This is a genomic window from Streptomyces sp. NPDC045021 (assembly GCF_056432645.1).
Map to the genome: position 1 here is coordinate 436,857 of NZ_JBWKIQ010000004.1, position 12,235 is coordinate 449,091.

The 12,235-nt window shown below is 68.5% G+C and carries 14 protein-coding genes; 6 read left to right on the plus strand and 8 right to left on the minus strand.

Annotated elements, in window-relative coordinates:
* Window positions 1-193: 193 nt before the first annotated feature.
* The 5 genes from AC07DC_RS16185 to AC07DC_RS16205 all read right to left on the minus strand — a co-directional run bounded on the left by AC07DC_RS16185 (window position 194) and on the right by AC07DC_RS16205 (window position 4,326).
* Complete coding sequence (locus tag AC07DC_RS16185) at window positions 194-1,057, minus strand: hypothetical protein (protein ID WP_478915027.1); 864 nt, start codon at window positions 1,055-1,057, stop codon at window positions 194-196.
* Window positions 1,058-1,257: 200 nt separating this feature from the next.
* On the minus strand, window positions 1,258-1,665 hold the full coding sequence (locus tag AC07DC_RS16190) for a nuclear transport factor 2 family protein (protein ID WP_478915028.1): 408 nt from the start codon (window positions 1,663-1,665) through the stop codon (window positions 1,258-1,260).
* Between the two features lie 122 nt (window positions 1,666-1,787).
* A complete protein-coding gene (gene ku, locus AC07DC_RS16195; RefSeq protein WP_478915029.1) occupies window positions 1,788-2,795 on the minus strand; it encodes a non-homologous end joining protein Ku in 1,008 nt (335 codons plus the stop codon).
* A 102-nt stretch (window positions 2,796-2,897) separates the two neighbouring features.
* Window positions 2,898-3,236 carry a hypothetical protein gene (locus tag AC07DC_RS16200; RefSeq protein ID WP_478915030.1) on the minus strand — a complete coding sequence of 113 codons (339 nt, stop codon included), beginning with the start codon at window positions 3,234-3,236 and terminating at the stop codon, window positions 2,898-2,900.
* Between the two features lie 109 nt (window positions 3,237-3,345).
* Window positions 3,346-4,326: a hypothetical protein gene (locus AC07DC_RS16205; protein ID WP_478915031.1), complete on the minus strand. Its 981-nt coding sequence runs from the start codon at window positions 4,324-4,326 to the stop codon at window positions 3,346-3,348.
* Between the two features lie 586 nt (window positions 4,327-4,912).
* Here AC07DC_RS16205 and AC07DC_RS16210 point away from each other — a divergent pair.
* Entirely contained in the window at window positions 4,913-5,155 is a 243-nt protein-coding gene (locus AC07DC_RS16210; RefSeq protein ID WP_478915032.1) for a hypothetical protein, read from the plus strand.
* Between the two features lie 21 nt (window positions 5,156-5,176).
* Window positions 5,177-6,604, plus strand: a complete 1,428-nt coding sequence (locus AC07DC_RS16215; protein WP_478915033.1) for an MbnB/TglH/ChrH family RiPP precursor modification enzyme — start codon at window positions 5,177-5,179, stop codon at window positions 6,602-6,604.
* A gap of 43 nt (window positions 6,605-6,647) precedes the next feature.
* Here AC07DC_RS16215 and AC07DC_RS16220 read toward each other — a convergent pair whose 3' ends face one another.
* Window positions 6,648-7,628 carry an NADPH:quinone reductase gene (locus AC07DC_RS16220; protein WP_478915146.1) on the minus strand — a complete coding sequence of 327 codons (981 nt, stop codon included), beginning with the start codon at window positions 7,626-7,628 and terminating at the stop codon, window positions 6,648-6,650.
* Window positions 7,629-8,014: 386 nt separating this feature from the next.
* Complete coding sequence (locus AC07DC_RS16225; RefSeq protein ID WP_478915034.1) at window positions 8,015-9,214, minus strand: serine hydrolase domain-containing protein; 1,200 nt, start codon at window positions 9,212-9,214, stop codon at window positions 8,015-8,017.
* 404 nt (window positions 9,215-9,618) lie between these two features.
* On the opposite strand from AC07DC_RS16225, the gene AC07DC_RS16230 reads away from it, so the two are divergent.
* The 3 genes from AC07DC_RS16230 (at window position 9,619) to AC07DC_RS16240 (ending at window position 11,069) form a co-directional block, all read left to right on the plus strand.
* A complete protein-coding gene (locus AC07DC_RS16230; protein WP_478915035.1) occupies window positions 9,619-10,230 on the plus strand; it encodes an NUDIX hydrolase in 612 nt (203 codons plus the stop codon).
* Window positions 10,231-10,362: 132 nt separating this feature from the next.
* Window positions 10,363-10,575 carry a hypothetical protein gene (locus tag AC07DC_RS16235; protein ID WP_478915036.1) on the plus strand — a complete coding sequence of 71 codons (213 nt, stop codon included), beginning with the start codon at window positions 10,363-10,365 and terminating at the stop codon, window positions 10,573-10,575.
* A 149-nt stretch (window positions 10,576-10,724) separates the two neighbouring features.
* Entirely contained in the window at window positions 10,725-11,069 is a 345-nt protein-coding gene (locus AC07DC_RS16240) for an FtsX-like permease family protein (RefSeq protein ID WP_478915037.1), read from the plus strand.
* A gap of 67 nt (window positions 11,070-11,136) precedes the next feature.
* On the opposite strand, the gene AC07DC_RS16245 is transcribed toward AC07DC_RS16240, so the two are convergent.
* On the minus strand, window positions 11,137-11,490 hold the full coding sequence (locus AC07DC_RS16245; RefSeq protein WP_478915038.1) for a VOC family protein: 354 nt from the start codon (window positions 11,488-11,490) through the stop codon (window positions 11,137-11,139).
* Between the two features lie 270 nt (window positions 11,491-11,760).
* Here AC07DC_RS16245 and AC07DC_RS16250 point away from each other — a divergent pair, with 270 nt between their 5' ends.
* Window positions 11,761-12,099, plus strand: coding sequence for an SCO0607 family lipoprotein (locus AC07DC_RS16250; RefSeq protein WP_478915039.1), 339 nt, complete (start codon window positions 11,761-11,763; stop codon window positions 12,097-12,099).
* The last annotated feature ends 136 nt before the right edge of the window (window positions 12,100-12,235 follow it).

Here is a 12,235-nt window from a genome sequence, read left to right on the forward strand (position 1 = left end):
GTCATGCGCCGGGGGCTGCGCCAATTCGGTAGGGGTCCAGGGCCGTCCTGCGTTCGTTGTACGGCAGCCGGGAGAGCTTGGTGACCAGCGCCCACATGGTTCGCTCCGACTCAAGATCGGGAGGCAGCGCCAGCCCGAGTGATTCCGCGAGCGGTTTGCGTCCGACGTTGACCAGAGCCCGTACGGCTGCTGCTCATTCGTCGACGGCGACCACGGTGGAGCGGTACCACAGCGGGATCAGGCAACCGAGCGCGACGACGGTGACCAGGAGCAGCGGAGCGTCGGCGCGGGTCGCACCGAGAGCCGAGGCCGCGGCGGCGGCGACCACCGCGTGGCCGGACAGCAGCGCTATGAAGAAGTTGGCGTTGGTGCGGGCGAGGTCGGCCTGCCGGCGAACCTGCTCGGGGGCGGTGCCCGTGAGCTCGTTCCACAGCACCTGGGTGTCGAGGCGGAACCGGTCGCAGCCGTATTCCTCGAAACGGCGGATGGCGTTGCCGAGCCGGGTGGGTGCGATCTGTCCGTCGTCGATCGGACAGCGGGCCAGGTTCTCGCGCAGCAGCGCCCGTTGGACGGCGCTGCGGCGGCGGTCCTTGTGCGCGGCACGCGTAATGCGGGAATTGGCGCGCAACAGCGCGAGGTCTGCCGTGGCGATGGCGGGCAGCGCACCTTCGTGCTGCTGTTCACGGCGTTCCAGCCGCATCAGCTTGAGTCGGTCCTGCAGGTTCCACTTGTCCTGGCGGCGGCGGGCACAGCCATGTTCGTAGGCGGCTCCCGGCCAGAGCAGATAACCCTCCAGGATGCGGTACAGCTGGTTCTGCAGGGCGCTGAGGACGAGTCCGAGCAGAACGGAGGTGGCGAGCAGCAGGAGCGTCGCGCCGGTCTGGGTGGTGGGCCACAGGCGGGCGACCGGGCCCGCGCTGCGCAGGCTGGGTGCGACGGCGCTCCGCAGGGCGGCGCTGACGACGGCGCCCAGTCGCTCGGCGTCCCCGACGACCAGGGAGCCGAACCCGGCGTAGACCGGCGGTGTTCCGGCCCGCAGGAACTGCGCGGCTACCACCCAGCCCTGGTCGCTACCTTGCCCGCCAACCCGACACCCAGGTGCGCCAACTCAAGCGCCGGCTCACCGTGTGCAACGCTCAGCACCAATCGATCTGTTCGTCCAGCGATGTTGTCAGCCCGGGAGGGTGCCGCGTGCCGCTGCTGACGGGTGCGGCGATACGTTCCACTGCGGCTTCCCGGCCGGCAATGGTGACGGCCTCAACTCACCAGCTCCGGCGCGAAGTAGTCACGCAGTCGGGCGATCTTCCCGTCGCGGATGCGGAAGATCTGCACGAGCGAGACAGCCATGTCCTGTCCGTCACCGTCGAAGACCGTGTCGATCTCGGCGATGAACACATCGGGATCGGAGGTGGTGTGCAGCACGTATCCGGACTTCTCGAAGTTCGGCGAGCGACTGTCCTTCACCGGTTGCTCGTAGTACGCCGCCATGGCGCTACGGATCTCCTCGCGGCCCACCAATCGCCTGGGGAAGGCGGCGCCGACAGACATGAGCGGCGCCTCAAAGACCCCGTCCTCGGTGAAGCTCTCGGCAAGAGCATCAGCATTCCGGGTCATGGTCCCCGCGTAGAGGTAGCTCTGGAAAATCTCCTGCGGCGTTCTGGACACGGCGGACTCCCTGGACGTGTACGAGTACGTGTGCGACAACATCACCACAGCGAAGCTCGCGGGAACGTGCTTTCCGGGGAACGATCTCCTTTGAGCAGTCAGCCCTCGTCAACGACCTCGTGTCAGGCGCTGCGCTTGCGCGCGCTTGCCTTCTTCGCCGGAGCCTTCTTGGCTGCCTTCTTCGCGGTCGACTTCTTCTCCTCACCGGCCACGGCCTTGGGCGTGCTGCTGGTCCGGGTGTGAGTGTCGGACGTGGAGGCGTGACTGGCGGTCTTCTTCGCCGGCGCCTTTTTCGCGGTCTTCTTGGCGGTCTTCTTCGCGGGGGCGATGTCGTGGACCGTGGCATCCTCTCCGCCGCGGTTCTCCTTGGCCTGGGCGAGACTGGCCTCCAGTGCCTGCATCAGGTCCACGACCTTCCCGGCCGCAGGCGCCGTGACCCCGGCGGGGGCGACCTCGGCGCCTTCGACCTTGGCCCGCACCAGGTCCGCCACCGCGGCGGTGTAACGGTCCTCGTAGGCGTCCAGGTCGGCTTCCCCGAGTGCGTCGATCAGGGCGATGGCGGCCTTGATCTCGTTGTCGGCGAGCTCGACCTTGCCGGTGGGTGCTGCCTCGGCCGGGGACTTCATCTCGTCGGGCCAGTGCAGGGTGTGGGCGATCAGGACGTCGTCGTGGGCGTAGATCAGCACCAAGTGTTCCTTGTTGTGCAGTGCCACCTTCCCCACGGCGGCCTTCCCGGACCGGGCCAGGGCCTGGCGCATCAGGACGTAGGGCTTGTCGCCACCGGGGCCGGGCTGCAGGACGTAGGGGTTGTTGTACTGGGCGATGGGAACGTCCGCCATGTCCAGGAAGCCGCTGATCTCGATGGTCTTGGCGGTGGGCAGCGGCATGGCGGCGAGCTCGTCGTCGGTGATCTCTACGAGAGTGCCGTCGGGGGTCTCGTAGGCGCGGCCGATCTCGTCCGGCTCCAGGACCGTGTCGTCCAGCTCGCACTTCTTGCGGTACCGCACCGGCCCGTTGTCGGCCTTGTGCATCTGTCGGAACGGGATCTTGTGGCTGCTCACCGTCGACCCGAGACGCACCGGGATGGACACCAGCCCGAAGCTGACCGTTCCGGACCACAGCGGCTTCATCGCACCGTTCCCTCGGCTGAGCGGCTCATATGTCGACGCTACGACCGCCGCAGCCACCCCGCGACCGCACTGCGGGCGACTATCCAGTGCGCGCAACGGGAGTCACTGAGGGTATCTATCGAATGTGTGTACGGATTGGCATTTTCGGGACGTCAGGGTCTCGGCGGAGACGAGCAGCGCCGCTTCACCGGGGCCGCCCACGTTCAGTCGCACGGCCGCGACGTTGCCCTTGCCGACCGGGACCACGTGGTGCGGCGCGATCGCGCCCATCCGGGTGGCGAAGTCGTTCAGCGTGCTCACGCCGACGCCGGCATCGTGCTGGATCAGTGGTAGGGCCGGGTTGAGCGGGTGGCCGCGCAGCGAGGCGCAGGTGTCCACGTGGATCTCGACGGTTCCGACCTGGTAGCGACAGGTGACCTCGGCGCCGTTGACCCGCTGCATTGGGGTCAGGTCCGAGTGGGGGTCTCTCGCCTTGGCCTCGTCGTCGGACCAGCCCTCTCTGCCGTCGGCGGCGGGAGCCCCTGGAGCGACCTTTCCGTCCAGGTGGATCTCAGACGGTGGCCATCTCGTCCGCAGACTGCGATGTGGCCAAGGCTTGCGTCGTCCCGCCGATCTGGAGGAAGACTCCGTCGCTGGAAACGGTGGTGCCTGGGGTCGGGGTCAGGGTGAACTTGATCGAGGTGAAGCTCCCGGTGAGGCGAACGACGCCGTTGGAGTCATTGAGCTCGGTCGACCCTGCGGGGGGTTGGTGCGGATTGCCGATGACTTTGTTGCCCTCGACGCGGAAGGTGTCGCTACCGCTGACCCGGGTCACGGGCGGATTCTCGGTAAAGGTCAGAGTGGAGCCGAGTGACCGGAGGTAGAAGACGGGATTCTTGAGCGGGGTACCGAACTTGACTTCGAATGCGTGGTTTGTGGCGCCGACGATTTCGACCATGCCGGTGGCGGGGAGCGGCGGTGTGAATGGGGGCGACGATCCGAAGCCGGGGTAGTCGTCCTTGAAGAAGAATGCGGTGCCCATGGGTCCGGTGAGTGTCACGGAGCCCAGAGCCCCGGTGGCGCCGTTGGGGTCCGCGGACGTCCAGTGGATGAACTCAAGCTGATGTGCCGTCGTCCCTCCGATCTGGAGGAAGACTCCGTCGCTGGAAACGGTGGTGCCTGGGGTCGGGGTCAGGGTGAACTTGATTGAGGTGAAGCTCCCGGTGAGGCGAACGACGCCGTTGGAGTCATTGAGCTCGGTCGACCCTGCGGGGGGTTGGTGCGGATTGCCGATGACTTTGTTGCCCTCGACGCGGAAGGTGTCGCTACCGCTGACCCGGGTCACGGGCGGATTCTCGGTAAAGGTCAGAGTGGAGCCGAGTGACCGGAGGTAGAAGACGGGATTCTTGAGCGGGGTACCGAACTTGACTTCGAATGCGTGGTTTGTGGCGCCGACGATTTCGACCATGCCGGTGGCGGGGAGCGGCGGTGTGAATGGGGGCGACGATCCGAAGCCGGGGTAGTCGTCCTTGAAGAAGAATGCGGTGCCCATGGGTCCGGTGAGTGTCACGGAGCCCAGAGCCCCGGTGGCGCCATTGGGGTCCGCGGACGTCCAGTGGACGAACTCAAGCTGAGGTGTTGCCATTGGTCTCGGCCCTCCTGCGCGATTTGGCCCAGGTGAGCCGACGTGAGCCAATGGGCTCACCTGGAGATTCCCACTGGGATTGGCCCGCCCAGGCCGATCCCGCCGGGGCACTTGTGGCCTCGGCCTCGCCAACAGCCGCGCCCGCTGCGCTCAACTCCTCAGAGGGAGCGGCCTCGCTTCATTCGCCGAGGCGCCCACTGCTGCTGGCGCGCCTCTCTTTCAGATTAGCCGGGTATGGGATTCGCGCCTCCCGGGCCGTACCCGGCTGCCATGAATTCGTGCTCGCCGAGCGGCACACGGACTCGACCGTTGGGCTCGCATGTCGCACGCCCTCCCACCACACTGCGAGGCGACCGGGTGATTGGCCACTCTCCGCGCCCATCCAGGCGCGCCTCATCACCGAGCGTGACGACATGTCGCATGATGGCCATGCGAGGGCGCAGCCGCATGAGCTCTGTTGGAGCCGGCTGCGGCCGGAACGGAAGGATTGGACATGCCGAACGAGACATCCGCAGGTCCGGTGCCCGACCCGTGGCGGACCGTCAACATCACGGTCCCGCTGTCGGTGGCGAACAATCTCGATCAAATGCAAGGTGTGATCAAGGATGTGATGACGCAGCTGGGTTGTCCCACCTGCCATTCGGGGCGTGACCTCCGCATCAAGATCGCCACGGACTTCGTCGTCAACCCGGCCGGCCAGGTACGGCAGGGGCTCGACGTGTCCTTCGGCGGTTAACAGGCCATGAGGCGGCTCGGTGTGGGACTCACCTACGTACCCGGTTTCGACAGGATCCTCGACGCGTGCGCCGACCTGTTGGACGTCGTCGAGATCGAACCGCAGACCTTCTGGCGGGAGCGGACGGACGGCGTGCTGTCGACCGACGAGGAGGCGCTGCGCCGGCTCGCGGACCTACCGGGCGCCCGGCTGCTGCACGGAGTTGGCAACCCCGTCGGGGGTTGCCAACTGCCCGACCGCCGCCACATCGCACTCTTCGGGGAGCTCGCCGAGCAGCTCGCCACGCCATGGGTGAGCGAACACCTGGCGTTCAACCAGGTCGGCGGCAGTGAACAGGGCTTCCACACCGGCTTCATGCTTCCGCCCTGCCAGACGCCCAGCGGTGTCCAGTACAGCATCCGGTCGATCCGGGCGATGGCAGATGCGCTTCCTGTGCCGCTCGCGGTGGAGATCGGCGCCAACTACCTCCAACCACGGCCGAACGAGCTTCCGGACGGCGATTTCATCTCCCGCGTCGTCGAAGGAAGCGGCTGCGGCCTGCTCCTCGATCTGCACAACGTGCTCGCGAACCAACGAAACGGCCGTTGCAGCGTGGATGAGCTGCTGGCCGCTCTGCCGCTGGAGCGAGTGTGGGAGGTGCATCTCGCCGGTGGCGTCGCACATCGCGGCTACTGGCTTGACGCCCACTGCGGCCTCCCCGACGACGACCTGATGTCTCTCGCCGAACGAGTCCTGCCCCGCCTACCGTCGCTCCGAGCGGTCCTGTACGAGGTGACTCCATCGGCCGTACCGGAGCTCGACGCGCAGGCCGTCCGTGAGCTCCTGAACCGGATGCGCTCGATGTGGCCGGACAACTCCCTGGCGCTGCCGCCTCTTTTGCCCGCCCCGCGGCTCGCAGGCGAGTCCGGTGGCCACTGCGAGGACACACCGACACCGCAGGAGTGGGAGCACACCCTCGGTAGCCTGGCGATCGGGCGCGAGGCAGACACCCCGCTGGCACGGCAACTGTCGGCGGATCCCGCGATCGGACTGCTCCGCGAACTCATCACCGAGTTCCGTGGCAGCGCCTTGACCGGCGCCCTCCGCTACACACTGCGCCTGCTGCTTCTCACCCTTGGCGAGGCCGGGGTACGCGAACTCATCGAGGCCTACACGCGCGCCCGCCCACCGCACCTCTTCGCCTCGCAAGAGGCGTTCGAGTTCGCGGACTACCTGCGCCGCACCCGCCCAGCGGTCCCGTGGCTGCGCGACGTACTCGAGCTCGACTGCGGCCTCGCCCAGGCACAACTCGACGGCAAGCCCTGCACGGTGAGCCTCGACAGCGACCCGACTGCCCTGCTGACCGACCTGGGGGCGGGACGCCTTCCTGTAGCCCCCCGCCGTGGGCCGTTCCGAGTGCAGCTCGTCGACGACGGCCGGACCGCAGGCGCACCGCCGGGCTGCTCTTGAGCTGCACGCTTCCTCAGGGTCCAGCTGGGGCGGCCGATTCTCGTCAGCGCGTGATGGTGACCAGCACCCGGCCGCGCCCGCCCGCGTCGACCCGGTCGTGGGCCTTGGCGATGTCCTCCAGTGGCCACCGTTCTCCGACATCAACGCCGAGGGCGCCGACCGCGGCCGCCGCGGTGAGGTCGCGGGCCGCCTGCCGTTTTGCCGCTGCGGGAAAGTCGTCGCTGCCGAGCAGGCGCACCGTCACGTTGTTGAACAGCAAGGGCCAGAAAGGGAGTTCGGCTCGGTCGGCGTGCGTGCCGTACGCGGCGATGACGCCGTCGAGCGCGGTGACCGCGTTGTCCAGGTCGGCGTTGGCCGACAGGGACACCTCGACGACGCGGTGCACGCCGCCCGGCGCGAACGCGCGGATCGCCGCTGCCGGGTCGTCTGCGTCCAGGGCGACGGCGTGGGAGACCACAGCCGCGTCGACGTGGTTCAGGTCGCTGCTGCGCCGGACGGTGCCGATGATGGTGGCGCCGCCCCAGCGGGCGAGTTGGGCGGCCAGCGAGCCGACGCCCCCGAGGACACCGTGCACGAGGACCAGCCGGCCGTCGACCGGGCCATCCGCGAACACCGCGCGGTGGGCGGTGACACCCGGGATGCCGAGGCTCGCGCCCAGTTCGTCGCTGAGGTGGTCAGGGAGCCGTACGGCCTGCTGATCGGGTACGACGGTGTACTGGGCGGCGGTGCCGAAGGCCCGGTAGGACTGGGCGCCGTAGACCCATACCCGCTCGCCCACACGGCGGGCGGCGACTCCGTCGCCTACTTCGTCGATGACGCCGGCAGCGTCGCTGTGCGGGATGACCCTCGGGTACGGCATCGACGAGCCGAGCCAGCCGCGCCGCTTCTTGGTGTCGCCTGGGTTGACACACGACACGGCTACCCGGACCCGGACCTCCCCGGGACCGGGGGTGGGGTCGGGCACCTCGCCGACGTGCAACACGTCCGCAGCGGGGCCCTGTTCGTCGTACCAGGCCGCGATCATCTCAATCCTTCCGGTCATCGGTCCGGGGGAGGTTCAGTCGCCCCCGGTCAGGCGCCTTCGCCCAGGGCTTCGTGGAGCCAGCCGCGATCGGCGCGGCTCGTAGCGCGGGCGGTGAGCAGCATGCCATCGGTGGGAGGACTGCGGACCCGAACGCCCGGACCGCGAACGGTTCGGCGGGCGCCGGGCGCCGGGCACCGGCCACTGATTCCTCCTATTCGGCTCCAAGGCCAGCAACAACAGCTCCTCGCCGCCGTCGTGGAACCACAGTTGAGCCGCCGGCGCTTCCCTGACGGCCGGAGGCCCTCCTGATCGACGATGCCGCTCGTGAGGAACAATGGCCCGGCCCTCTGGCTACGGGAACCGGTGAACCGCCGCGGTCGGATCAACTAGCGCGGGGGGACCGGGCGGTCGTAGATGTTGTCCGGGGTCACGATCTCGGTGATAGCCCGGGCGAGCAGCGTGGACGGCTCCTGGCCTTGGGAGAAGATGTCCGTGTTGATCATGATCGCGAGGGTGGCCTTCTTCGAGGGCAGATAGACGGTCACGCTCTCGTAGCCCGGAATGGAGCCGTTGTGCCCGATCCATCCGCTGGCGTCGAAGATTCCCAGGCCGTAGCTCGTGCCGGGGAAGCCCGTCGGCAGCACCTTGAGCCGCTCTCGCTGGGTCTGCGGGCTCAGCAGCGTCCCGGTGGCGACGATTTCGGCCCAGCGACGCAGGTCGTGCAGGTCCGAGATCATCGCCCCGGCCGCCCAGCCCCAACTGGGGTTCCAGTCCGTGGAGTCCTCGACCTCGCCGCTCAGCGTCTGATCGGTGTAACCGCGCGCGTGCGGCTCGGGGAACTCGGCCCCCTTCGGGAGCAGAGTGTGGCGCAGGTGGGCCGGGCGGAGCACCCGCTGGTGGAGGAAATCGACGAGGCGTTGGCCGCTGACCTTCTCGATCACCAGGCCGAGCAGGATGAAGTTGCTGTTGGAGTACTGGAACGTCGTGCCCGGCGCGGAGGTGTTCGGGTGCTTGTAGCCGTACGCGAGCACTTCCTGCGGGGTGAACGAGCGACTGGGGTCGCTCTCCAGTGCCTGAATGAAGTCCGGGTCCGAGGTGTACGGGAACAGGCCGCTGCGCATCTCGGCGAGATGGCGCAGCGTGATCCGGTGACCGTTGGGCACGCCGTGGATGTAGGCGGAGATCGGGTCGTCCAGCCCGATCCGATGGTCGTCGACGAGCTTGAGCAGCGCGGTGACCGTGAAGGTCTTGGTCTCGCTGCCGATCCGCGTGAACAGATCGGTGGTCATCGGCTTGCGGGTGACCTTGTCGGCGACACCGGTCGCGCGAACGTAGCTTCCCTTGCCCGGCATCCACAGTCCGACGACGACACCGGGGATGCCGGCCTGCCGGCGAACGCCCTCGATGGCCTTGTCCAGCCGGGCGGTCAGCGCCGGACCGAGACCTCCCGGCGGGCAGTCCTCCTTGTCGTACCTGTCGGTGCTCGCGGCGTGGACGGCCGCGGCGGGAGTCGCTGCCATCGGGGCGAGCACGGACGCCACGAGGAGCGCTGCGGTGAACAGGCGCCGGGAGGGGGTACGTCGCATGGGGGGTGCTTCTTCCAGGTCAGGGATTCAGGTGGCAACGTCACCATCCGGGCCTCGGGTGGAGGTCCCTGTCCGGTACGTGTTCCTACGAGTCCACTCGTTCGGAGTCACGGGGTTTCCGAGGCCGCCCCGGTGATCGGCACAGCTCGTCGCTGCTCCCACCGGCAATCGCGTTCCGGCTCACCCGTTACGAGCCCTCTGTGGGGCCGTTCTTGGAGCACCAGTACCCCACACTCCCATCTGGAGGCCGCCATGATTCCTGTGCTCACTCCTGTGCATGATCCCGCCGCATTCGAACGGCAACAGCTCACTTTCGTGCCGCTGCTGTCGTCCCCACCCGGTGTTGGTGCCCCCATGGGCCGACCCAGCCGCACGAAGCAGGACGGCCTGCCCGAGGGCGAGAAGTGAGCGCGGGGGAGCGGCACACCGAGCCGCTCGATGTCCACCTGATCCTGCGCCGCGACAGTGCCGGCGGGCCGGAGGTGCTGCTGTCCCGCAGGGCAGGAGCGGTGTACGCCGCCGGACTCTGGCATCTTCCGTCGGGTCACCTGGACGGACCGCACGAGGACGTCGTCACCGCGCTGCTCCGCGAGGCGGAGGAGGAGACCGGTGTGCTCATCGCCCCCGCCGACGTGTGCGCTGTTGCCAGCGTGCACCACCGCAGCCCCGGCGGGAGCGCCCGCATCGGTCTCTTCTTCGAGGTCCGGCGGTGGCAAGGAACGCCTCAGGTCAGGGAACCCGCCGTGTGCGACGCGATGGACTGGTATCCGCTCGACGCCCTGCCGGCGCCGATGGTGGCCTACTGCCGGGCCGGACTCGACACCTACCGAGCCGACGGCAGGATCGCCGTGCACTTCCAGCGGCCGGGCGACCCGGTCGCGTACGACAGCGCGGCCGACCGGCTGCAGCTGATCCCCGGCGTCGGCAGCGCAGGCGTGCGGCTGCCCGAAGCGCCGGGCCTCAGCGCCGTGCCTCACCCGACCCGGAGCTCGACGAACGCGCACACCGCACCCTGACTCGGCTGCTCGCCGCCGACCCACCCCGAACCACCAGTCCGTCGTCCGCGTCATGCCGCACACGCGTAATCTCCCGACCCGTCGGCCGGGGGCCCCGTTCGGGCCCCCGGCCGTCCCGCGCACCGGCGCTCCATGCCCTACGGGCACAGCGCACACAGCTCAGGCGGCCACGAGCTGCAGCCCGTGGTTCAGGAGCTGCTCCAGAAGTTCGAGGTCTTCGGGTGCCGGATCCAGAAGCGGCGCACGAACACCGCCTGTTTCGCGACCGCGGATCCGGACCGCTGCCTTGACCAAGGACACGGCGTAGCCGGGCTGGCGGCCGCGCAGATCCACGAGGGCGCGTAGAACTCGTCCAGCAGCAGGCGTGCCGTCGCCACGTACGCTAGAAACCATTCAATCCCTACGCCAAGGCCCGCGCAGGGACGGACCGCCCGACTCGTGACGGTCCGAGACCGGCACCGCCACGGCCCAGCCCAGCACCCGGCCCCAACACCGTGGTGCTCAACACCCGCGAGCGCCGCCGCGACCTGGGCGTGCTCACGTCCATCGGGATGACGCCACGTCAGGTGGCCTCGATGATGGTGACCTCGATGGCCGGGGTGGGCCTGGTCGGCGGACTGCTCGGCATGCCCCTCGGCTTCCTTGCCTACCAGCTGATCGTGCCGCTCTCCTTCAGGGCGAGCAGGGTCGAACTTCCCGGCTACATGTTGCACATCTGGTCGCCCCCGGTGCTGGCCGCGCTCAGCCTGGCGGGAATGCTGATCGCCGACCTCGGTGCGCTGCTGCCGGCCCGGTCAGCCGCCCGGCTGACCATCGCCGAGGTGCTGCGCAGCGAGTGAAGGAAGGCCTGGGGGCCCGGCCGGGCCCCCAGGCCGATGGCGCGTCACCGCCTGCGTGAACGCGCGGTCAGGCCGGCTGCCACAGCTCGACCCGGTTGCCCTCAGGATCGGTGACCCAGCCGAACCGACCGACACCCTCCATGTCCTGCGTCTCTTGAGCGACGTCCGCTCCTTTGGCGCGCAATTGCGCGAGCATCGCATCCAGGTCGCGGACCCGGAAGTTGAGCATGGTCTGCTGGGCGCGGGAGCCGAAGTAGTCGGTCTCGGACTCGAATGTCGCGAACACCGTCATCCCGGCCCCCTGACGCCACAGGCCGTTCTCCTCGGCGTCCAGGCCCAAGCAATCGCGATACCACGCGCCCAGGGCCGCCGGGTCGGCGGCCCGCATGAAGTAACCACCGATTCCAAGCACACGTTCCATGTCGCCATCTTGCCAGGACGGCGACCGGCCGTGGTGGCACCACGAGCGGCCGGCCGTGGTGCCGGCACACCATCGCCCGGTTTGCTCCCCGTCCCCATCGCGGGGGAACTCGTGAGCCGCGGTCCGTGCGAACCGGAGGGTTACGGTTCGCGGCTGTGTCCCGAGCCGGCAGGGACCGCCCCGGCCGTCAAGCTGAGTATCTGTACTCATGATTTGCCTTCACGCCTGCGGGCAGGCTGGTCGTACCAACTCATCCGAGGGAAGCCAACTGTGCGTATCGCCGGCCGAGTCCATACCGTGTCGCCTGCGGGCGACAGTCGATTGCTGCGGTCCGTGCTGGGGGGCGTCGCCCTGGCCTGTCTGACCTTGGTGATGCTGACCGGCTGCTCGTCCGGATCGGCAATCTGCGGCGGTGGCGAGTACCCGGTCCTGTCTGTGGGCAACACCGGTCGCGCCTGCGTGTCCAACAACGAGGAGCCGCCGAAAGGTTACGTTCGTTTCCCGCAGGGGAAGGTCCCTGAGCATGTCGGCGACGAGTGGGACACCTACTGGGACACCCACACCGTCGATGAGAACGGAAAGATCATTGAGGTCTCTGGCGCTGGGTGAGCCGCTGGTCGACGTTGTGACGCCGGTTGCCCGACCTGTCCACCGGGGCCGGACACATCCTCTCGCTCAACGCATGAGGCTTTTGCTGACCAGGTGATCCCGGCACGGCGCAGGATCCGCTGTCCGGATCTTCAGA